Below are 21373 nucleotides of genomic sequence, written 5' to 3' on the forward strand. Positions count from 1 at the left end.
CCCGGCCCGAACGCGCCTCGCCCGGGCACACCGCGGCCCGGACCCGCCGCACCCCGGGCCGCCCACAGGGGCGGGCCCGACGGCCAGGGGCGCGACGACGCGGGCCCGAAACCCGTTGCCCGGTCAGGCGTCCGGGGCCTCCACCCCGCAGTAGCCCGCGAAGGCGGCCAGGATCTCGTCCTCGGAGATGCGGCCGTCGCCGTCCGCGTCCAGCGCCTCGGCGACCGTCCCGGCCACCTCGACGGGGGTGCCGAGCACGCTCAGCACGCGGGCCGCGGCGGCCGGGGTGGCGGCGCCGCCGCCGTCCTCGTCGGCCACCGCGATCACCGCCCGCAGGAACGGTCGGGCGATCTCCGCGAACCGGTGTGGGTTGTCCCGCAGCCGCTTCGCCGCGCCCGTCACGAACTCCTCGCGGGAGACCCGCTGGTCCCCGTCGACGTCCGCGATGCCGGCCATGCCCTGCCAGAACGCCTCGGCTCCGCCGAAGACCGCCTGACCCTTGTCCGAGCGTGCCGTCGTACCGAATTCGGCCAGCACGGCCTTCGCGGCCGCGCTGAAGTCCTCGCGGTCGATATAGCCGGACCCGTCCTGGTCGAAGGTGGCGAATCGGGCGGCGATCTTGCGCTCGTATTCTGCGCTGTCCATATTCGGCGTTCCGCCTTCACATGTGCGATGGGGTGCAGTTGAGGTGCAGTTCAAGACAAGGCAGGAGCGTAAGGCCTCCGTGGCCTGCGCGTTAAGCGAAGCGGTCAAGGAGGTGGCCGCATCGAACCCGCGCACGGGGAGCGCGGCGGGGCGCGCATGTGTGTGCCATTCGACGTGCCCTTACGGGTGTCACGTACCGGAGTCACTTCTCGCCGGCGACCACGAGCGACGGGCCTATCACGCAGGGCACGCTCACGGGACCGGCTTCCCCCAAAAGAGGCGCACACCCCCATGTGCCCACTACATTCGTTGAGTCGACACACGGCTGGGGGCATCATGCCGAAGGACGTACCACCGCGCTGGGACCGCCGCATGCAGCAACGACTCGCCCGCGGCGAGGCCGCGGCGCTCGGCGAGCTGTACGACCGGTTCGCCTCGCTGGTCCACGGTTTGGCCCACCGCGTCCTGGGCGACGAGACGGGCGCGGACCGGATCACCCGCGAGGTGTTCGGCTACATCTGGGAGAACCCGGACGCCTACGACCCCAAGCAGGGCTCCATGCGTTCCTGGGTCGCCCGCGTCACTCAGAGCCAGGCCGTGGACCGGCTGCGCCAGGCCGAACTGGGCCGCGGATCCCGAGAGGAACTGGAGCAGAAGGTGCGCACCGCCAACGCCGCCGCCCGCGCGGACTACATCGTCACCTCCATGCCCGCTTCCCTGCGGGCCGCCCTGGAACTCGCCTACTTCAAGCGCCGCGACTACCGGCAGGCCGCCGCCGACCTGCAGATCAGCGAGGACGAGGCGCGCCGCCGGCTGCGGCTCGGGCTGCAACTGCTGTCGACCGCCAACGTCCTCCCCCGGGAAGGCGCCTCACCGCCCGGATACGGCCCGCCCGGATATGGAACGCGCCGATGACCGGTCCCGCCGAGGAGTTCCCCGAAGACTTTCCCGACGGCTACCAGCGGCCCGTGAGCGGTTCCGCGTGGATACCCGGTCCCCGCGGGCCCGCCGACGACCTCGATCCGCGGCACGCGCCGGACCCGTTGCCGCGGGAGTCGCCCGAACCCGCGCCGGGCCGGACGCCGCCGCCGGCGCGCGAGCCGTCCCGACTCCCGCTGCCCGAGCAGTCGCCACCGTCGGAGCCGTCCTCTGAGCCGTCCTCGGAACCGTCGCCCGAGCCCTCCTCGGAACCACCGCCCGAGCCGTCGTCCGATCCTTCGGCGGAGGACCTCGCGGTGCCCGGGCCGCCGCCCACGCACGCCCTGCTGAAGTCCCTGCTCGGCGCCTGGGCGCTGGCCGCCTGCTCGGCCGAGGAGACCCTGGCCGTGGAGGACCACCTCACCGAGTGCGCGCCCTGCGCCGAGGAGGCCCTGAGACTGCGGGACGCCGTGGGCCTGTTGCAGCCCGAGGAGACCCTGGACCTCAAGCCGCTGCTGCGGTCGCGGGTGTTGGAGGACTGCCTGGGCAGGCGCCCGGCCCGCATTCCGGTACCGGGGTGGGCGACGCCGTACGACACCGAGACGGCGCGGCTCGACGCGCTGCTGCGCGACTTCGGCGATGCGGAGTGGCACACCCCGGTGCGGCTCAAGTGGTTCGAGGAGGAGCGGCGGCAGTCGCGCCGGACCACGGTCGCGGGGGTGATCGGGCATCTCCTGACGGTGGACGGGCTCGTCGCGGCGGCCCTCGGGCTGGACGACCCGTTGGGTCCGCAGGCGCCGCCGGGCGACCCGACGGACCGTACGGAGCACTTCTGGAACTCCCAGCACCACCCGACGACCCGCCAGGTCCGCGAGCCGTGGCGGGAACAGGGGCACACCCTGATCCGTACGGTGTCCTTCGCGGGCCGCGGCGTCGCCGAGTTGGCCGTGGACTACGGGCAGTTCGCACTGCCCCTCGCGGACGCCTTCCTGGAGCGGGCCTTCGAGTGCTGGGTGCACGCCTGGGACATCGCGGAAGCCGTGGACTATCCGTACGAGGCGCCGTCCGCACCGCACCTGCACCAGATGATCGACCTCGCGGCGCGCCTGCTGCCCGGCGCGCTGGCCGAGCGGCGCCGGGCCGGGCTGGCGGCTCCGGCGCGCGGACTGGTCGCGGCGGGGGCGCCCGGCCGGACCCTGCACCTGGAGATCGAGGGGGCGGGCGGCGGCGGATGGGACATCGCGCTGGACTCGCCGGCGGCGAAGCCGTCGGCGGAGCACACCGTCGCGCACGTCGCCCTGGAGGGCACCGAGTTCTGCCAACTGGCCGCGGGCCACATCTCCCCGGAGGAGGCGGCCGCCGGGCAGCACGGCGACCGCGAGGCCATCCGCGACGTCCTCTTCGCGGCGGCCTCCCTCAGCCGCCTCTAGGCTCCGCCGGCATTTGAGGCGCGGGTGCCGGGCACACCCAGCCCCGCCCGCACGAGGCCCCGGGCCCGGCCCCGCCGGCGTTTGAGGCGCAGGGGCCCGGCACATCCAGCCCCGCCGGCACGAAGCGCGGGCCCGGCACATCCAGCCCCGCCGGCACGAGGCGCGGGCCCGGCACATCCAGCCCCGCCGGCACGAGGCGCGGGCCCGGCACATCCAGCCCCGCCGGCGTTTGAGGCGCGGGGTCTGGGGCGGAGCCCCAGGGAACCCCGGCTCCGCCGGGCAGGGGGGGGCGCCCCCCCCCCCCCCCCCCCCCCCCCCCCCGCGGGGGCGCGCCCCCCCCCCCCCCGGCCGGCGGGGCGGGGGGGGGCGGGGGGGCCAGGGGGGGGGCGGGGCCGCCCCCCCCCCCGGGCCCCCCGGCCCCGCGGGCCCCGGGGCCCCCCCCGCCCCCGCGCCTCAAACGCCGGCGAGGCTGAAATGGCCCGACGTCGGCAAGGCCGGGATGGCCGGGGCGGGCCAGGCTGAGATGGCGGACGCCGGCGAGGCTGAAACGGCCGGGGCGGGCGAGGCTGGGATGGCCCGGGCCGGCAAGGCTGAAACGGCCGGGGTCGGATCGGTGCGGGGAAGCCCCGGCAGGGGTCAGGCGAAGACGACCGTGCGGGTGCCGTTCAGCAGGACGCGGTGCTCGCTGTGCCACTTCACGGCCCGCGCCAGCGCCTGGCACTCCACGTCACGACCGATGGCCACCAGCTGGTCCGGGGTGACCTCGTGGCCGACCCGCTCGACCTCCTGCTCGATGATCGGCCCCTCGTCGAGGTCGGCCGTCACGTAGTGCGCGGTCGCGCCGATCAGCTTCACGCCGCGGGCGTGCGCCTGGTGGTACGGCTTGGCGCCCTTGAAGCTCGGCAGGAACGAGTGGTGGATGTTGATGATCCGCCCGCTCAGCTCCTTGCACAGGGTGTCCGAGAGCACCTGCATGTACCGCGCGAGGACGACCAGGTCGACCCGCTCGGCGCGGACCAGTTCCAGCAGTTCCGCCTCGGCGGCGGCCTTCGTGTCCTTCGTCACCGGGATGTGCACGAACGGCACGTTGTACGAGCCGACCAGCTCGGCGAAGTCGGTGTGGTTCGACACGACGGCCGCGATCTCGACCGGCAGCGCCCCGATGCTGGACCGGAAGAGCAGGTCGTTGAGGCAGTGGCCGAACTTCGACACCATCAGGACGATCCGCATGCGCTCGTCGGAGCGGTGGATCTGCCAGTCCATCCGGAAGGAGTCCCCGATCGCGGTGAAGCTGGCCCGCAGCTTGTCCACCGTGACCGGCGAGTCCGCCGTGAAGTGCACCCGCATGAAAAAGAGACCGGTGTCACGGTCGCCGAACTGCCGGCTGTCCTCGATGTTGCATCCGGTCATGAACAGGTAGCTGGACACGGCGTGCACAATGCCCTGCTTGTCCGGGCAGGACAGGGTCAGGACGTACTGCTGGGGCTGCTGCTGCGGGTCTGCGCTCATGACCCCACAGCCTTTCACACCGCGCGAGTGAGGATCCTCAGCACGTCGAGCGACCTCGGCGCCGCGTCCGGGTCGTCCCCGTCCGCCGCGGCGAGCCGTACGTGGGCCTCGCGCGCGGCGCGTACCGCCTCGGGCCAGGCGTGGTGTTCCAGGTACGTCGACACGGGCGCGTCCGGTCCGACCTGGTGCAGGATCCGCAGCACGCGCAGCACGGCGAGGTCCACGACGGCCGCCTCCGCGGAGTCGCGGAAGATCGTGCCGACGTACTTCTCGGCGGACCAGCTGTCGAGCCAGGTGTCCTCGACGAGCCGGTACACGGCATCGGTGACGTCGCCGTAGCCTTCGACGCCCGTCGACCAGACCTCCTCCTGGAAGGCCGGGTCGGAGAGCATGTGCAACGCCGAGCGCACATTGGCGCGCCAGCGCCACCACGGCATGTCGTTGAGGGGCATGCCGCCCATGGTGGAGGAGCGGCCGCCGCGGCGGGAAGAGTTCTTCGAACCTTGGGCGAATGTCACGCTTTCGATCGTACGTTCCCCCGACCTGCGATCTTGAGGCGCCCGGGCGTGCGAGGATGCCCCGGCAATTCACCCGGGCGTCACCGAATGTTGTGTACACCTCACTCTCCAGTTCCCCGTGGGGCGGAATGGTGCGTGGACATGACCAATCGGCGACGCACGGCGACCCTCACCCGCACCTTCCTGGCCATGGCGATGGGCGCGTGTCTCGTCGCCGGCTGCGGGACGCTCCCCGGGGACGCGGGGCAGTCCGGGGGCACCCTCACGGTCATGACCTTCGCCCCGATGGGCACCAAAGCGACCAACATGCCGGGAATGCCCGGCATGGCCAAGGCGTACGAACGCTGGGTGAACGCCAAGGGCGGCATCAACGGCCACAAGCTGCGCGTCCTGACCTGCAACGAGAAGAACACCCCCACCGGCGCCGCCGACTGCGCCCGCGAGGCCATCGCCGAGAAGGCCGTCGCGGTCGTCGGCTCGTACAGCCAGCACGGCCGTGCCTACATGGCTCCCCTGGAGGCCGAGGGCATCCCCTTCATCGGCGGGTACGGGGTCTCCTCCGAGGAGTTCCAGAGCCTCCTGTCCTACCCCGTCAACGGCGGTCAGCCCGTCCTCCTCGCCGGCGCCGGCCACCAACTGGGCCGCGCCTGCTCCAAGGTGTCCCTGGTCCGTCCCGACACCCTCGCCGGCGACGCCCTGCCGGTACTGCTCAACGCCGGCCTCAAGGCCAACAACGTGCCCGAGGCCGCCGACATCCGGGCCGCCGAGGACTCCGCCGACTTCGCCCCGCAGGCCCGCGAGGCGCTCGCCAACGTCTCCACCGGCAAGAACCGCAGTTGCGTCGCGGCCGTGCTGGGCGAGCGCACCGAGACCTTCTTCGACGCCTTCCGCCGCTCGGACGGCCGGCACGCGAAGGCGCAGATCTCCTCCGTGCTCGGCAGCGTCAGCCAGTCCCTGGTGGACCGCACCGGCGGCAAGGAGAGCCCCTTCGAGGGCGCCTACCTCACCAGTTGGTACCCCGTGTCCACGGACCCGCTGTGGGAGCCCATGCGCAAGGTCATCTCCGAACAGGGCTTCGGTGACGACACCCTCGATCCCGACGACAGCGGAGCGCAGACCACCTGGATCGCGTACTCCGTGCTGAACGAGATGGTGCGGCGCCTGGACCGGGGTGAGAACATCACCGCGCGCGGGCTCACCCGCGCCCTCAACCAGGCCGAGAGCGTCAAGACCGGCGGGCTCACCCCCGACCTGAGCTGGCGCTACCAGGACCTGCGCGCCGTCGCCGGTTTCCCCCGGATCTCGAACGGCCGGGTCACCTTCCAGATCGTCCGGTCGGGCCGACTCGTCGCCCAGCCCGGCGAACAGACCCTGGACATGACCTCGACGCTGGAGCAGGCCCCCCGCGCGACCTGATCCCGGCGGGTCTGATCCCGGCGGGTCGTCGTCCGTTCGCGTACGCGCTCCCCGGCGGGTCGTCGTCCGTACCCGTACGCGCCCTCCGGCGTGCGCGTACGGGCGGCCCGGATCAGAGCTGGGACTTGTCCCGCTTGGTGAGCTCGTACTTGCCCGCGATCGAGTTCCACATGGTCGCGGCCGACTGCTTGGCCCTCGTCGCCTCACCGCTCGACGCGTTGCCCTTGCCGGCGTTGGCGGTGGACTTGGCCTTGCCGTCCTTGCAGTTGCCCTTGTCCCGGCCCACGTCGTCCGCCCAGGCCGCGTAGTTGTTGTCGGCCTCCGCCGACGCGTTCCAGGCCTTGGTGAGGGAGGCGGCGAGCTTCACGTGGTTCGGCAGTTCGTCCATCTTGAGGTCCTGGAGCTTGGTCACCAACTGCTCGCGCTGGAGGGCCGCGGCGCGCAGGTCGCCGGCGGCCTGGCCGAGGTTGGCACAGCCCTTGATGTCCTCGACGGCCTTGATCACGGCGGCCCTGCTGTCGTTGCTCTCGGCGAGCAGCTTGTCGAGCTGTACGGCCTGGGGGCGGGCCGGGTCGACCGGAGCCTCCCCGACCGCGGCGGCCGACCCTCCGGTGTCGGTCGGGGCCGCGGGCTCCGCGCCCGGGTCCGTGTTCTGCGCCTTGCCGTCCGACAACAGCGCGCCGACGCCGAGTCCGACCACCACGAGGCCCGCGATCACGGCGGCGATCACCGCCGGCGACACCTTGCGCCCGGTCGGCGGCGGGGGCGGCGGGGAGTACTGGGCCTGCGGCTGCTGCTGGTACTGCGGTGGCATCGGACGACCGGGACCCGCCGGGCCCTGCCCGCGCGGCGGACGGGGCCGGGGCGGCTGCTGTCGCAGCACCGGCTCCTGGATCGGCGGCATGTGCTGCGTGTGCCCGGCGCCCTCGTCGTCGCCGCGGAACAGCCCGTCGAAGCCCTCGGCGGCATTGGGCCCCGGCCCGGGCGGGACGGGCGGGATGAACTGGGTCGCGGCCTCGGCGTGCGCGGGCGTGCCCGGACCCGAGGGGACCGGCGGTATGTACTGCGTCGCGTCCTCGCCCGCACCGCCGCCCTGTCCCGGACCGGAACCCGGACCGGAGGGGACGGGCGGGATGTACTGGGTCGCGTCCTCACCGGCACCGGGACCCCGCCCCGGACCGGAACCCGGACCCGAGGGGACGGGCGGGATGAACTGGGTCGCGGCCTCGGCGTGCGCGGGCGTGCCCGGACCCGAGGGAACGGGCGGTATGTACTGCGTCGCGTCCTCGCCCGCACCGCCGCCCTGTCCCGGACCGGAACCCGGCCCCGAGGGGACCGGCGGAATGAACTGGGTCGCGGCCTCGTGCAGCGGCGGCGGGTAGCCGTAGCCGGGCTCGCCGGCCCGCTGCGCCGGGTCCTCCTGCGGCGGGTACCCGTAGGCGGGCCCGGGCTGCCGCTGCTCGTACTGCTGCGAGTACTGCTCCTGCTGCGAGTACTGCTCCTGCTGCCCGTATTGCTGTCCCTGCGGGTACCCCTGGTACTCCTGGGCCTGGGCCTGCTGGTAGCCCTGGTGGTCCTGGTACTGCTGCTGAGGCGGTGGGGGCTGCTGGGGCTGTCGCGGGGACTCCTGTCCCTGCTGGGGCTCCGGGTCCTGGAGCGCGTAGTCGTCCTGTTCCCGGTACTCCGGCTGCCCCGGATATGCCGGATCCGGACCCCACGGCGCCCCTGACCGGGGGGCGCCCCCTCGTCCGTTCTGCGTCACCGGGAGACTCCTTCTCCGACTTGTCCGAACCTACGGAACCGTCGGGTCACGCTACCCGGTCATCCGCCGTCACCGGCAGGCCCACCCGAACCTTCCACGTCACCCACCCCGCCCGGGGCAGGTCCGTCAGGCCGGTTGCACCGCCGGCCGGGCCCCGAATTCCCGCACCGAGGCCTCGTCGCGGTACGGCTCCAGCCTCGCCCGGAAGTCGTCCAGGTACTCCATTCCGCGCCGCGACCGCAGCGAGCCCAGGAGGTCGGCGGCCTTCGCCGCCGTCTGGCAGGCCTGTTCCACCTCCCGCTGCTGCACCTGCGCCGCCGCCAGCAGCAGCATGCCGATGGCCCGGCGGCGGGCCTTGGTCTCCGGAAGCCCGCGCAACGCCTCCTCCGCCCGCCTGACCGCCGCGTCGGCCTGTCCCAGGTCCCGATGGCAGTGCGCCAGTTCGTCCGCCAGGTAGGACTGGTCGAAGTGCCGGATCCAGGAAGGGTCGTCGCCCGTCTCCGGCTCCGCCCGTTCCAGTGCCGTCACCGCCCGCCCGGACAGCACCGCCGTGGCCCGGGTGTCGCCCATCAGCGCGTGCCCGCGCGCCTCGGCCGCGTAGAACATGGCCTCCACTCTCGGTGTGACCTGCCCCCGCGTGCCTTCCTGGGCGGCCCGCGCCAACTGCGAGATCTCCCGGGGATTGCCCAGCTCGGCCGCGAGGTGGCTCATCGAGGCGGCCAGCACGTACCCGCCGTACGCGCGGTCGCCCGCGGCCTGGGCGAGGCGCAGCGCCTGGATGTAGTAGCGCTGGGCCAGGCCGGGCTGGCCGGTGTCCACCGCCATGTAGCCCGCGAGTTCCGTCAGCCGTGCCACCTCCGCGAACAGCGCCCGCCCGACCGGTTCCCGGTAGGAGCCGCCGATCAGCCCGGACACCACGGAGTTGAGGTAGTGCACGACGACGGGCCGCACGTGCCCGCTGCCGAAGCGGTGGTCGAGCTCCTTGAGTGCCTCGGTGGTCGCCCGTACCGCGTCCACGTCGGACATCCCGACGCGCGAGCCGCCGCTGCGGGCCACCTGCGGGTCGGCGCCGGTGATCAGCCAGTCGCGGCTCGGTTCGACGAGCGCGGACGCCGCCACGCTCGATCCGGAGAGGAAGTCGCGCCGGCCGACGTCACTGCGCCACAGCTCGCAGACCTGCTCGATGGCACCGATCACGGTCGGGGAGAACTGCAGGCCGACGCCGGAGGCGAGGTTCTTGCCGTTGGCCATGCCGATCTCGTCGATCGTGACGGTCCGGCCGAGTTTGCGGCCGAGCGCCTCGGCGATGATGCCGGGCGCCCGGCCGCGCGGTTGTTGGCCGCGCAGCCATCGGGCCACGGAGGTCTTGTCGTAGCGCAGATCGAGGCCGTGCTCGGCCCCGCACATGTTCACGCGCCGGGCGAGCCCGGCGTTGGAGCACCCGGCTTCCTGGATGAGCGCCTGCAACCGTTCGTTCGGTTGACGGGCGACGAGAGGCCTGGCTGCCATGAAAAACCCCCTGAAGCCGCGGGAGAGCGTAGGAATGATCACTTCCCGCCTGATGTGCGGAGAATCTTCCCCTCTGCGTTGCGTGGCTACCCGCGGGCCGCTCCCCGACCTCCCACGCGCCCCCGCCCATGCACCGGTGCGCCCCGTATGCAGGATCGATGCTCCGTCCACGGGCCGGTTTACGCCCGTAACCCCCGGTGATCGCGAGAGTTGTGATGGGCGTGGAAGAGACCATCGGAGTCACGGAGACCGCATCCATCCCCAAGCAGCGCGGCGAGCAGTTGCTGGACCATGCCGTGCGGTACGCGGAAGAACGGCACTGGGATGTCTTCGCCGGCACCTGGTTGGAGGCGGCCGACGGCCGGGAGATCTGCTCCTGCGGAACCCCGGACTGCACGGCGCCCGGCGCCCACCCGACGGTGAAGGACTGGGCCGCACAGGCCACCGGGAGCGCGGTGCAGGTCCGGCGGATCTGGGCGAAGCAGCCCGAGGCCTCGATCCTGATGCCGACGGGGCGCACGTTCGACGCGCTGGACGTGCCGGACTCCGCCGGCTTCCTGGCCCTGGCCCGGCTGGAGCGCATGCAGCGCACCCTCGGGCCGGTCGCCCTCACCCCCGACCACCGGATGCTCTTCTTCGTCCTGCCGGGCGCCGGCGTGAAGGTGCCGGACCTCGTACGGAAGTCGGGCTGGTCGCCCGCCGCGATCGACCTGGCCGTCCGGGGCGAGGGCGAGTACGTGGCCGCGCCGCCCACCCGCTTCGGCGGCCGGGGCTCGGTGCAGTGGGCCCGCAAGCCCACGCCCGCCAACCGGTGGCTGCCGGACACCGAGGAACTGATCGACGCCCTCGCGTACGCGTGCGGCAGTCACGCCCGGGACCTGCGCACCGCCTGAGCACACCGCCGAATCCTCCGCGAAGTTCATGACATAAGTAACTGCTGCGGCCTCTCCCCCTCCTCCTATGGTGAGGAACGTAGGACCACGGGGAACGGAACGAGAGGCACGCGCATGCCCGACCAGGCTGACGCCACGACGAGCAGGACGGACGACGGGACGGGTGAGGTGCGATCCGCGCCGTCCGCCGCCGTACGCATCGAGGGACTGTGGAAGCGGTTCGGCGAACAGGTGGCCGTCTCCGGCATCGACCTGGAGATCCCGGCGGGCCGGTTCATCGGGCTCGTCGGACCCAACGGCGCGGGCAAGACCACCACCCTGTCGATGATCACGGGTCTGCTGCGACCCGACGCGGGGCGTGTCCTCGTCGCGGGGCACGACGTCTGGGCCGATCCCGTCGAGGTGAAGTCGAGGATCGGCGTCCTGCCCGAGGGGCTGCGACTGTTCGAGCGTCTCTCCGGACGTGAACTCCTCGGCTACATGGGCCGGTTGCGCGGCCTGCCGGGCGAGGAGACCGACAAGCGGGCGACCCAGCTGCTCGACGTACTGGACCTCGCCGGCTCCCAGCACAAGCTGGTCGTGGACTACTCCACGGGCATGCGCAAGAAGATCGGCCTCGCGGCCGCGCTGCTGCACAATCCCGAAGTGCTCTTCCTGGACGAGCCGTTCGAGGGTGTGGACCCGGTGTCGGCGCAGACCATCCGCGGCGTGCTGGAGCGCTACACCGCGTCCGGCGCCACCGTGATCTTCTCCTCCCACGTGATGGAGCTCGTCGAGTCGCTGTGCGACTGGGTGGCCGTCATGGTCGCGGGCCGGATCCGCGCCGCGGGCCCGCTGGCCGACGTACGGGGCGAAGCGCCGTCACTCCAGAGCGCCTTCCTCGGGCTCGTCGGCGCCCAGGACCGCGCCTCCGGCGACTCCCTGGACTGGCTCGGCGGCGCCCGATGACCGCCACCACCGCCTCCGTCACCGTCCCCACCGCTCCCGCGGGGACGCCCGCCGTCTCCCTGACGCCGCTGTTCGTCCGGCTCAAGCTGTCCCTGTTGAAGAACGGCCTCAAGGGCTCCTCGAAGCGCAAGGCCGTCTGGATCTCCAGCCTCGTCTTCGCCCTGGTCGTCGCCTTCTTCATGACGCTGGGCCTGTCCCTGCTGCACGGGCACGCGCACGCCGGCACCGTCGTGGTGCTGCTCGCGGCGATCCTGGCGCTCGGCTGGGCCTTCATGCCGCTGTTCTTCCCGACCGGCGACGAGACCCTCGACCCGAGCCGGCTGGTCATGCTGCCGCTGCGCCCGCGTCCGCTCATAGCGGCCCTGCTGGCCTCCTCGCTGGTGGGCATCGGCCCCCTGTTCACGCTCTGCCTGGCCATCGGCTCGGTGGTCGCCGTCGCGCGGGGCGCCGCGGGCGTGGTGGCCGCCGTGGTGGCCGTCCCGCTGCTGCTCGTCGGCTGCGTCGCGCTGGCCCGCGCGGTGGCGACGGCCAACGTGCGGCTCCTGTCCAGCCGCAAGGGACGCGACCTGGCCCTGCTCAGCGGCCTGCTGATCGCGATCGGCGCACAGGTGGCGAACTTCGCGAGCCAGCGGCTGTTCGAGGCCGGCGGCCTGACGCAGTTGGAGCCGGCCGAGGCCGTGGTGCGCTGGCTGCCGCCGGCGACCGCGGTCGGCATGGTCGACTCGGTGAGCGACGGCGACTACGCGGTCGCCGCCGCCCAACTGGTCCTCACGCTGGTGGCCCTGGCCGCGCTGCTCTGGTTCTGGGAGCGCAGCCTGACGAAGCTGATGGTGACCCCGGACGGCTCCACCATCGCGGCGGCCGAGCCGCGCAAGGACCGCGGTGACCGAGGTGACGGCGGAGTCTGGGCGTTCCTGCCGGCGGGCCGCACGGGCGCGGTCATGCAGCGCAGCCTGCGCTACGCGATCCGCGACCCGAAGACCAAGGCGTCCTGGGCGTCGGCGCTGGCCATCGGCCTGATCGTGCCGGTCTTCAACGCCCTCCAGGGCACCGGCTCCGTGTACCTCTCCTGCTTCGGCGCGGGGATGCTCGGCGTCCAGATGTACAACCAGTTCGGTCAGGACACCTCGGCGTTCTGGATGGTCGCCCAGACCATCTCGTCCCCGCGTGACGCGTTCGTCGAACTCCGTGGCCGCGCCTACGCGCTGGCGTTGATCACCGTCCCGTACACGGTGCTGGTCACGGCCGTCACCGCCGGACTGCTCGACGACTGGAACGCGTTCCCGGCCGGTCTGGGCATGTGCCTGGCGCTGGTGGGTTCGATGATGTGCACGGGCTCGCTGGCCTCGGCGCACTTCGCGTACTCCATCCCGACGGACGGGGCCTTCAAGAACGTCGTCCCGGGCCAGGCCGGCCTGGCCTGGCTGGGGATCTTCGGCGGTGTGCTGGTCTCGGCCGTGATCTGTGCGCCGATGATCGCCCTCACGATCTACCTCGGGGCGACGGACCAACAGTCCCTGACCTGGATCCTGCTCCCGCTGGGCATCGCCTGGGGCACCCTGACCACGTGGGCGGGCGTGCGCATCTCCGCCCCCGCGGTGTCCCGCAAGCTCCCGGAGATCCTCGTCGCGGTCAGCAAGGGCTGACGCGCCGCTCCCCCCTTCGAAGGCCCCGCCCGGTCCGCCGGACGGGGCCTTCGGCGTGCGGGCGGCGCGCCCCGGGGCCTGTGGCCCGTGGCCCGTGGCCTGTGGCCTGTGGCCTGTGGCCTAGGGTCCGCACTCGACCCAGAGCAGTTTGCCGCAGTGCGCGCCGTCGAGCCGGTACGCGCCGTAGCGCTCCGCGCAGAGCCGTACGAGGAGCAACCCGCGCCCGTCCTCGGCGGCGGTGTCGCCGGCGTCGGGGCCGGGTGGGGCGGGCGCCTCCGTGAAGGGCGCCGGGATGGCCGGGTTGGTGTCCCAGACGCCGACCCGGACCCGTTCGGGGGCCATCGCGCGGACCCGCAGCGCGCAGGGACCGCGGGAGTGCCGGTAGGCGTTGGAGACCAGCTCGCTGGTCAACAGCTCGGCGGTGTCGGTCAACCGGGTCATCCCGTGGCCCCGCAACACGGCGCGCAGGGTACTGCGGGCGATGCCGGCGGACCGCGGATCGTGGGGAAGTCGGAGGGTGTAGGCCCAGGACGGAGTTACGGTGGTGTACATGGAAGTCTCCGATCAAGGAGGACAGTTGGACCGTGTACGTGCGATGCCCGGTGACCAGGTCGCTCCGTCGAGCGGGGTACTTCCGGGCGGTGGCCTGCCACCACGATAGGGACTCCGCTTAAGTATTTAGGCGGTTCTCGCTGAATGCACTCTCCGCCCACTCGTGTGGGTGACACTTCCTCGCGGAGGAACGCACGATGCCCATGCGCAGCAGCCCCACCGCGCGTCAACTGCGCTTCGCAGCCGAGCTGCGCAGGATGCGCGAGCGTGCCGGACTGTCCTCGGCCGAAGCCGCCGGTCTGCTCGGCATCAAGCCGAACCAGGTCAGCAACATGGAGGCGGCCCGGTTCGGCGTGAGCCCCGAGCGGGTGCGCACACTGGCGTGCCACTACGACTGCGCGGACACGGAGTTGATCGAGGCACTGGTCGCGATGACCGGTGAGCGCAAGGGAGGCTGGTGGGAGGAATACCGTGAACTGCTCCCGGCCGGCTGGCTTGACCTCGCCGAACTGGAGCATCACGCACAGGAGTTGCGCGACTCGATCACCATGCACGTGCCCGGTCTGCTCCAGACTCCCGAGCACGCCCGCGAGATCTTCCGGCAGGCCGCACCGGCCCTGTCACCACCGGACGTCGAGCATCGCGTCTCGTTCCGCGTGAAACGTCAGCGGATCCTCTTCGGGGAAACCCCGACGCCCTACCAGGCGATCATTCACGAGGCCGGGCTCCGCATCGCCGTGGGCGGGCCGACCATCGCGCGGGCCCAGTTGCGACACCTGCTCGACATGGGCGAGCGCGAGCACGTGACCATCCGCGCCATTCCGTTCTCGGCCGGCGCGGTTCCGGGGTCCGGGCAGTCGTTCTACTACGCGCACGGGCGGGTGCCCCAGCTGGACTCCGTACAACTGGATCAGTCCCACGGCGTGGTGTTCCTGGACGCCGAGTCTCAACTCGCCAAGTACCGGCTCCTCTTCGAACGCATCGAAGCGGTGTCCCTGCCCCCGGATCACACGCGCGACCTGATCGCCGACATCGCCCGACCCCTGCGAAAGGAAGCCCCATGACCCACCACGACTGGTACCGGTCCTCCCACTGCGCCGAGGGCAACTCCTGTGTGTACGTCGCCGTCGCCCCCGACGGCCGGGTCCTCGTCGCGGAGCGCGGCGACCCCGGCGAACCGGGCGACCCCGGCCACCGGGTCCTGCGGACCAGCGCCGCCGCGTGGACGGCGCTGGTCGCGGAGGTCAGGACGAGGTCTTGACCCCCGCCAGGAAGGGCTCCAGGACTCCTCGCCACGCGTCCGGCTGGTCGTAGTGGAGGTAGTGGCCGGCGTCCGGGATCTCCGCGTACTGGCCCGCCGGGAGGACCCGGACCATCTCCTGGGCCTCGGCGCGGCCCAGTTCGCCGTCCAGGCCTCGGACGACCAGGGTCGGGCAGCGGACCTGGGCCAGTTCCTCCCAGTGCGCGTCGTGGACCCACGTCTCACGGGCCGTCAGCATCTGGCGGCGGGAGAACACCGGGCGCCAGCCGTCGGGGGCCTGGTGCATGACCTCGGCGAAGAACGCGCCGCGCCCCGGATCGGGGCGTTCCACCCGGGGGTCGTCCTCGCCGAACCAGCGGCGGGCGGCGTCCTGGGTGGGGAAGGGGAGGGGCCAGCGGCGGAACCACTCCTCCCACTCCTGCTGCGAGGCCTCCCCCAGGGCCGAGGCGCGCATGTCGCAGATGACCAGGGCCTCCACCAGGTCGGGGCGGCGGGCGGCGAGCTGCCAGGCGGTGAGGGCGCCCATGGAGTGGCCGATGAGGGTCACGGGGGCGAGGCCGAGCCGCTCGACGACGGCCTCGGCGTCCGCCACGAAGGCCTCGCGCCCGAAGGGGGTCGGATTGCCGTGATCGGCCGCGGGGCCGGCGCTCTGGCCGTGGCCGCGCTGGTCGAGGGCGATCACGCGATGGTGTTCCGCGAGCCAGCGGGCGGTACCGGACCAGTGCAGGGCACGACCCATCAGACCGTGGAGTAACAGGACCCCGGGCCGCTCCCGCTCGGTGGGCGCTCGGGGGGCGTCACCCGGCTCGCGGGCCGGCTCGCGGAACTCCCAGGCCGCCAGGCGTACGCCGTCGGCCCCAGTCACATCGATGCGCTGTACCACCGCAGATGCACCCCCTTCGCTCCCGGCCAGAGTATCGAACCCGTATTCGAGAACGGGTCTCTCGCCGACAACACCGCTCTTTCGAGTGACCTTGCTCAAGGATTGGCCGCCACTGCCGATGGAGATCCTTTCAACAGGGAGGCGGGCCGCTCGGGGAAGACGGTCCGAAGGGGATGACCTTGAGAGCTCGGGGCTCCAGGTCAGCAAGGGGAGGACGGGTCCCGGCGCCGCAAGGCGCCGGGACCGCCCACGTCCAAGGTCTTCACATTCTCGTACCGCCACAGTCTTGTGCCGCCACAGTCTTGTGCCGCCACAGTCTTGTGCCGCCACAGTCTCGTACCGTCACAGTCTCGTGCCGCCACATTCTTGCGCCGTCACGGTCTCGTGTCGTCACGGTCTCGTCGCGGCCGAAGCGGCCAGAGCGCGGCCATGGTCACGCCCTTGGCTCTGTCCTACCTCGTACCGACCAGTACTACGCCCGTTCGGAGGACCCGCCAAGGGTCCGCGCCAAAGGTCAGCGCTTCGCCACGAAGACGTGCGAGGCGACCTCCGAGTCGAGCTCCGCCGCCTCTCCACCGCTGCCGACCAGCACCCCGCCCGGGGACTCCGTCACGCTGACCACCGAGCCGGGCTGCACGCCGGCGCGCCGCAACGTGTACATCAGCTGGGCGTCCGTCTGGATCGGCTCGCCGATCCGGCGCACGACCACCGTCTTGCCCTCGGCGCCCGGGTCCAGCTCGGCGAGGCTGACCATGCCGTCCTCCAGGAACGGGTCGGCCTCGGCCTTCTCGCCCAGCTCCTCCAACCCCGGGATCGGGTTGCCGTACGGCGACTCGGTCGGGTGACGCAGCAGCTCCAGCACCCGCCGCTCCACCGCCTCGCTCATCACGTGCTCCCAGCGACAGGCCTCGGCGTGCACCTGCTCCCACTCCAGGCCGATGACGTCGACGAGGAGGCACTCCGCGAGCCGGTGCTTGCGCATCACGCGCGTCGCCAGCCGGCGCCCCTCCTCGGTCAGCTCAAGGTGCCGGTCGCTGGCGACCGCCACCAGGCCGTCGCGCTCCATCCTCGCGACCGTCTGGCTCACCGTCGGGCCGCTCTGATCGAGCCGCTCGGCGATACGGGCGCGCATGGGGACAACACCTTCCTCTTCCAGTTCGAGGATGGTGCGGAGATACATCTCCGTGGTATCGATCAGTCCGGACATTCGTGCCCCTCGGATTGCGTGCGCTGGCCCTGCCCCCAATTCTGACGCATCGCGCCGACAACCGTCCCGTGCCGAGCGTCAAGGGCCGCACCGGACGTCTCGGGTCCCGGTCCCGCGGCCCACTGGAGGCCCTTTCGTCCCTCGATTGACGTTCGTATTGACACGCCCTTGGTCCAGACCGCACGGTGAGCGGCGAACACGGACGCACCTCACCCCTGGAAGGGCCTTCGGCGTATGAGCGAGAGCAAGTTGGCCGGGCAGTTCTTCGACGCGGCCATCGGCCTGCTGGAGCGGGTGCGTGACGAGGAGGCAGCACGGATCGCCGACGCCGGCGTGATCATCGCCGAGGCCGTCGCCTCCGGGAAGCGGCTCTTCGCCTTCGGGGCCGGGCACTCCTCGCTGCCCGCCCAGGACGTGGTCTACCGGGCCGGCGGGCTCGCCCTGATGAACTTCCTCGCCGTCCCCGGCACCGCCGGCGTCGACGTCATGCCCGCCACCCTCGGCAGCGCCCTGGAACGCGTGGACGGTCTCGCCGGGGCGGTCCTCGACAGCAGCCCGGCCTCCGAGGGCGACGTCCTCGTGATCATCTCCCTCTCCGGGCGCAACGCCCTGCCGGTGGAGATGGCCATGAACGCCCGCGCCATCGGACTGAAGGTCATCGGGGTGACCTCGGTGGCGTACGCGACCGAGACCAGGTCGCGGCACGTCTCTGGCACCTTCCTCAAGGACCACTGCGACGTCGTCCTGGACAGCAAGATCGCGGTGGGGGACGCCGAACTGAGCATCGACGGCATCGACGCGCCCTTCGCCCCCGCCTCCACCGTCGTGACCAGCGCGATCATGCAGGCCATGATGGCGGCCGCCGCCGGCGAGCTGGCCGCGCGCGGGGTCGAACCCCCGCTGCTGCGCTCCGGCAACGTGGATGGCGGGCACGAGTGGAACGGCCGCGTCATGCAGGAGTACGGCGACCGGATCTTCTTCCGGCACTGAGGGCGCGGCGCGCCCCGGGTCACGACGTTCACCCGTTCCACGCCGTCACCTGTTCGGGGAGGCGTTGCCGGGCGAATGCGTCACCGCGGTTGCGGGGGGTCACGCCGGGTGGAGTCTGGGAAGGACCGCACCGGCCCACCCACGGCGAGGGACGATGATCGTATCGATGGTCTCCATGCCGGAGGGCGTCATGACGCGTGCCCCCGTCGCGGAGGCGCGCGAGCGTCTCGCGGCCTCCCGGTTCCTGCTCGTGGACGTGGAACTGCCCGAGGAGACCCCGCCCGACGAACAGCCGCTGGCCCGCCTGCTCGGTCTGGAGGAGCAGGACCTGACGTGGCTCGGCAGGGAGGATGAATTCGCCCGGGCCGAGTTCCTCGGGGACAGCGCCGCGTTCGTCGTGCCCTCGGTCGAGGCGGGTCGCATCGTCCACCTGCACGCCGTGGTGACCGAGCGGTACCTGCTCACGGCGCACCGGGGGCCGACCGGGCTGGTGCGCGACCTCGCGGCCCGTTTCCCGCACGAGAAGCCGACCGACGCCGTGGCCATGCTGTTCCTGCTGCTGGACGCCGCCCTGGAGAGCTACCGCCGGTCCGCGGTCCAGGCCCTGCTGGAGGTGGAGGACCTGGAGAACGACATGTTCCGCCGGCGGGAACCCGAGCAGCTCTACCGTCTGTCCCGGCTGCGCCGCACCGCGGCCCTCCTGCACCACACGCTCCTCCCCTACCACCGGGTGGCGGAGGAGACCGTCACGCGCCGGATGCTGAGCGACGCCTTCCCGGAGACGCGCCAGCGGCTCGTCCGCGAGTACCAGCGCACCGCGCGGCTGGTGCTCACGGACATCGAGTCCCTCCAGGAGGCCGCCCGACGGGCCTTCGGGAGCTACTCCTCGCTGGTGTCGGGCGACCAGAACGGCGTGATCAACCGACTGGCGATCGTGTCGACGATCTTCCTGCCGTTGACCTTCCTGACCGGGTTCTTCGGCATGAACTTCGCCTATCTGACGGACGAGATCGAGAGCGGGGCCGTCTTCTGGCTGCTCGCCGTGGGGCTCCAGGTGGCCTTCCTGATCGTCGCGCTGTACGCGCTGCACCGCACCCGCATCTGGCGCAGGCTGCGCGACGACGACGGCCGCGTCGACGACGAGTAGCGAGCGCCCGGGTCCGGCCTAGCCGCCGGTCTCGGAGAAGTGCTGGTAGTCCGGGTTGCTCCAGCGTCCGCCCCAGGACCAGCCGATCTCCCGGAACGCGCGGGTGACGACGTCCCCCGCGCGGAGCATGCCGGGGGTGGGGTGGTCGCGGTCCAGGTGGGCGCGGGCCGCGGGTGGGTGGACGTCGCCGTCGCGGTCGACGTACGGGTTCTCGACGGGGTTGATGTCGACGGCGTCGCCGTAGGAGTGCCGGGAGAGCCGCCCAGGGTCGCCGGTGACCCGGCGACAGTTGAAGGCGGAGGTGTTGTCGGCGGCCATCGACGCGTCGTCGTCGCCGCCGTACGCGGCCGTCACCCGCATCCGCCGGATCGGGAACCTGGCCTCGAAGGCCTTGCCGAAGACGTGCAGCAGGGGGCGGACGACCCGTTCGTGGGCGACCATCTCGCCTTGGTGGACCTTGCCGTCGAAGCCCCAGTGGTTCATCCGGATCAGTCGCAGCCGGTCGGGCGGTACGGGGCAACCGGCCCGATGGGTGACGCCGAGCGCGCCCGCCGGGACGGCCGTTACGCGCGCGCCGAGTTCCGGGCGCGGGGCCTGGAGGCGCGGCGCCGGGGGCGGCGAGGTGCAGGACAGGGCGGTGGCGCACAGGACGACGACCGCTGCCGGGACGCGCACGGTGGAGGTGTGGCGCACCGGATCACGGTAGGCGGGCGGTCCGCCCGGCGCCGTCCGCCACGCAGGGCGAGACGCTCCCGGCGCGGGGAGCCCTCAGTGCCGGTCGCGGGCCCGGCCCGCCAAGTCCAGGTCCGCGGCGACCCGGGCGGCGACCTCCTCCGCGTACAGCGCGTCGGCCCGCTCGAAGGCGGCCCGGGAGGCCCCGCGCAGGAAGGTCAGCGCGCCCAGGGTGCGGCCCCGGCTGCGCAGTACGGTGCACAGCGCGTGCGCCGCGTCCTCGGGCCAGTGGCGCGCCCTGGCCCAGCCGTCGGCCGGTTCGCCGCCCGGGGCGCTGGTGCGTACCGGGCCGATCCGGTCCAGGGCCTGGAGCGCCGGGTGCAGGGACTCGTACCGCAGGGGGATCGCGCCGGGCCCCGGCAGCAGCAGGGTCTGGCCGGACGCCGAAGCCGCCGCCCGGACGAGTCTGCGGCGGCGCCCGGGGTCCGCTCCCGTCTCCTCGAGCACGTCGACCAGGGCGTGTTCCGCGAAGCCGGCGAGGGCGAAGTCCAGGCGTACGGCGGCCGCCTCGGCGGGGTCCTCGCACTCGGCGGCGGCCCGGCCGGCCCGGTAGAGCTGGTTGGACCGAAACCGGGACTGTCCGGTGTCGAGCGCGGCCCGTCGGGCCTCGGTGACGTCCTGGAACAGCCAGCCCACCCCGAGCGGCACGGGCTCCTCCGCGAGGGGCGAGGCCAGCCGCAGGAACCCGCAGCGCCAGCAGCGTCGGCGCACCCCCTCGGGGGTGCGGACGGACACCCACAGCTCGACGGGGGACGGCGGAGCGCCCTCGGCGAGCACGTGCTGGAGGGCGCCCTCCAGTTCCTCGACGCCCTGGGTCAGCAGTTCGCCGAGCGGCCGGCCGAGGAGCGCGGTGCGGCCGGAGCCGAACGCGCGGGCGGCGTGGGTGTTCACCACGGCCGGGCGCAGGTCCACGTCCACCAGGACGACGCCCCAGGAGGCGTCCTCCATCAGGGCCTCGCTGAGGGCGATGGAACGCTCCAGGTCGATCTGGGCGTGGACCTCGCTGAACGCGCAGTAGACGCCGGCGGGTTTGCCGTCCGCGCCCGGGACGCCTGCGGACTGGGTGCGGACGAGGACCCGGCCGCCGTCCTTGGTGAGCAGCGCGAACTCGTTCACCTGCCGTCCCGGCGCGTCCTGGGCGGACATGATCCGGTCCTCCACGTCGTGCGCGTCGGCGGCGCGCACCGCCCAGCCCGCGAACCCGCGCCGGCCCACCGCCTCGGCGGCGGACCAGCCGAGGATCCGTTCGGCCTCGCGGTTCCAGTGGGTGATCACGCCGTCGGAGTCGAACGCGCAGAGCGCGGCGTCCATCCCGTCCAGCAGCGCTGCGAGCAGATCGTCGGTGGTCTCGTTACGTCCGGAAGCACTCACCTGGCACCCCCTGCAGGTGTTCGCGTGTGCGGCACG

Annotated in this window: 20 protein-coding genes; 10 read left to right on the forward strand and 10 right to left on the reverse strand. The window is 72.5% G+C overall.

Going from position 1 to position 21373, the window contains the following annotated elements:
- Positions 1 to 123: 123 nt before the first annotated feature.
- On the reverse strand, positions 124 to 645 hold the full coding sequence (locus tag ACFYW3_RS29810) for an EF-hand domain-containing protein (RefSeq protein WP_351758612.1): 522 nt from the start codon (positions 643 to 645) through the stop codon (positions 124 to 126).
- Between the two features lie 336 nt (positions 646 to 981).
- On the opposite strand from ACFYW3_RS29810, the gene ACFYW3_RS29815 reads away from it, so the two are divergent.
- A complete protein-coding gene (locus tag ACFYW3_RS29815; RefSeq protein WP_351758609.1) occupies positions 982 to 1560 on the forward strand; it encodes a sigma-70 family RNA polymerase sigma factor in 579 nt (192 codons plus the stop codon).
- Positions 1557 to 2993, forward strand: coding sequence for a maleylpyruvate isomerase N-terminal domain-containing protein (locus tag ACFYW3_RS29820; protein ID WP_389387906.1), 1437 nt, complete (start codon positions 1557 to 1559; stop codon positions 2991 to 2993). Before ACFYW3_RS29815 ends, ACFYW3_RS29820 begins: the two co-directional genes overlap by 4 nt.
- A 636-nt stretch (positions 2994 to 3629) precedes the next feature.
- On the opposite strand, the gene purU is transcribed toward ACFYW3_RS29820, so the two are convergent.
- Both purU and ACFYW3_RS29830 read right to left on the reverse strand, forming a co-directional pair.
- Positions 3630 to 4502 carry a formyltetrahydrofolate deformylase gene (purU, locus tag ACFYW3_RS29825; protein ID WP_053680988.1) on the reverse strand — a complete coding sequence of 291 codons (873 nt, stop codon included), beginning with the start codon at positions 4500 to 4502 and terminating at the stop codon, positions 3630 to 3632.
- Positions 4503 to 4516: 14 nt separating this feature from the next.
- Positions 4517 to 4963 carry a hypothetical protein gene (locus ACFYW3_RS29830; RefSeq protein ID WP_351750305.1) on the reverse strand — a complete coding sequence of 149 codons (447 nt, stop codon included), beginning with the start codon at positions 4961 to 4963 and terminating at the stop codon, positions 4517 to 4519.
- Positions 4964 to 5161: 198 nt separating this feature from the next.
- On the opposite strand from ACFYW3_RS29830, the gene ACFYW3_RS29835 reads away from it, so the two are divergent.
- Positions 5162 to 6436, forward strand: a complete 1275-nt coding sequence (locus ACFYW3_RS29835) for an ABC transporter substrate-binding protein (protein WP_351750298.1) — start codon at positions 5162 to 5164, stop codon at positions 6434 to 6436.
- A gap of 112 nt (positions 6437 to 6548) precedes the next feature.
- Here the strand turns inward: ACFYW3_RS29835 and ACFYW3_RS29840 are convergent, their stop codons facing one another.
- Positions 6549 to 8198 carry a hypothetical protein gene (locus ACFYW3_RS29840; RefSeq protein ID WP_389387907.1) on the reverse strand — a complete coding sequence of 550 codons (1650 nt, stop codon included), beginning with the start codon at positions 8196 to 8198 and terminating at the stop codon, positions 6549 to 6551.
- A 126-nt stretch (positions 8199 to 8324) separates the two neighbouring features.
- Positions 8325 to 9707 carry a transcriptional regulator gene (locus ACFYW3_RS29845; protein WP_351750296.1) on the reverse strand — a complete coding sequence of 461 codons (1383 nt, stop codon included), beginning with the start codon at positions 9705 to 9707 and terminating at the stop codon, positions 8325 to 8327.
- Between the two features lie 221 nt (positions 9708 to 9928).
- Between ACFYW3_RS29845 and ACFYW3_RS29850 the strand changes: the two genes are divergently transcribed.
- From ACFYW3_RS29850 to ACFYW3_RS29860, 3 genes are all read left to right on the forward strand, one after another.
- The gene (locus ACFYW3_RS29850; protein WP_389387908.1) at positions 9929 to 10600 is read left to right on the forward strand and encodes a bifunctional DNA primase/polymerase; all 672 of its coding nucleotides are present in this window, start codon (positions 9929 to 9931) and stop codon (positions 10598 to 10600) included.
- 114 nt (positions 10601 to 10714) lie between these two features.
- Complete coding sequence (locus tag ACFYW3_RS29855) at positions 10715 to 11548, forward strand: ABC transporter ATP-binding protein (protein ID WP_389387909.1); 834 nt, start codon at positions 10715 to 10717, stop codon at positions 11546 to 11548.
- Positions 11545 to 13194, forward strand: coding sequence for a transporter (locus ACFYW3_RS29860; RefSeq protein WP_389387910.1), 1650 nt, complete (start codon positions 11545 to 11547; stop codon positions 13192 to 13194). Before ACFYW3_RS29855 ends, ACFYW3_RS29860 begins: the two co-directional genes overlap by 4 nt.
- Before the next feature lie 120 nt (positions 13195 to 13314).
- Here the strand turns inward: ACFYW3_RS29860 and ACFYW3_RS29865 are convergent, their stop codons facing one another.
- Positions 13315 to 13746 (reverse strand): ATP-binding protein, encoded by a 432-nt coding sequence (locus tag ACFYW3_RS29865; RefSeq protein ID WP_389387911.1) that lies wholly within the window; start codon positions 13744 to 13746, stop codon positions 13315 to 13317.
- Between the two features lie 197 nt (positions 13747 to 13943).
- On the opposite strand from ACFYW3_RS29865, the gene ACFYW3_RS29870 reads away from it, so the two are divergent.
- Both ACFYW3_RS29870 and ACFYW3_RS29875 read left to right on the forward strand, forming a co-directional pair.
- Complete coding sequence (locus tag ACFYW3_RS29870) at positions 13944 to 14810, forward strand: helix-turn-helix domain-containing protein (RefSeq protein WP_389387912.1); 867 nt, start codon at positions 13944 to 13946, stop codon at positions 14808 to 14810.
- The gene (locus tag ACFYW3_RS29875; protein WP_389387913.1) at positions 14807 to 15007 is read left to right on the forward strand and encodes a DUF397 domain-containing protein; all 201 of its coding nucleotides are present in this window, start codon (positions 14807 to 14809) and stop codon (positions 15005 to 15007) included. The genes ACFYW3_RS29870 and ACFYW3_RS29875 overlap by 4 nt, the downstream gene beginning before the upstream one ends.
- On the opposite strand, the gene ACFYW3_RS29880 is transcribed toward ACFYW3_RS29875, so the two are convergent.
- Positions 14991 to 15890: an alpha/beta fold hydrolase gene (locus tag ACFYW3_RS29880; protein WP_389387914.1), complete on the reverse strand. Its 900-nt coding sequence runs from the start codon at positions 15888 to 15890 to the stop codon at positions 14991 to 14993. The genes ACFYW3_RS29875 and ACFYW3_RS29880 overlap by 17 nt on opposite strands.
- A 514-nt stretch (positions 15891 to 16404) precedes the next feature.
- A complete protein-coding gene (locus tag ACFYW3_RS29885; RefSeq protein WP_053681012.1) occupies positions 16405 to 17097 on the reverse strand; it encodes a metal-dependent transcriptional regulator in 693 nt (230 codons plus the stop codon).
- A 234-nt stretch (positions 17098 to 17331) separates the two neighbouring features.
- Between ACFYW3_RS29885 and ACFYW3_RS29890 the strand changes: the two genes are divergently transcribed.
- Both ACFYW3_RS29890 and ACFYW3_RS29895 read left to right on the forward strand, forming a co-directional pair.
- Positions 17332 to 18087 (forward strand): SIS domain-containing protein, encoded by a 756-nt coding sequence (locus ACFYW3_RS29890; RefSeq protein WP_351750289.1) that lies wholly within the window; start codon positions 17332 to 17334, stop codon positions 18085 to 18087.
- A 166-nt stretch (positions 18088 to 18253) separates the two neighbouring features.
- Entirely contained in the window at positions 18254 to 19234 is a 981-nt protein-coding gene (locus ACFYW3_RS29895) for a CorA family divalent cation transporter (protein ID WP_351750288.1), read from the forward strand.
- An 18-nt stretch (positions 19235 to 19252) separates the two neighbouring features.
- Here the strand turns inward: ACFYW3_RS29895 and ACFYW3_RS29900 are convergent, their stop codons facing one another.
- On the reverse strand, positions 19253 to 19927 hold the full coding sequence (locus tag ACFYW3_RS29900; RefSeq protein WP_351750287.1) for a M15 family metallopeptidase: 675 nt from the start codon (positions 19925 to 19927) through the stop codon (positions 19253 to 19255).
- Between the two features lie 75 nt (positions 19928 to 20002).
- Positions 20003 to 21337, reverse strand: coding sequence for a PAS domain-containing protein (locus ACFYW3_RS29905; RefSeq protein WP_389387915.1), 1335 nt, complete (start codon positions 21335 to 21337; stop codon positions 20003 to 20005).
- Between the last annotated feature and the right edge of the window lie 36 nt (positions 21338 to 21373).

The organism is Streptomyces sp. NPDC002602, assembly GCF_042889445.1.
Taxonomy (GTDB): Bacteria; Actinomycetota; Actinomycetes; order Streptomycetales; family Streptomycetaceae; genus Streptomyces.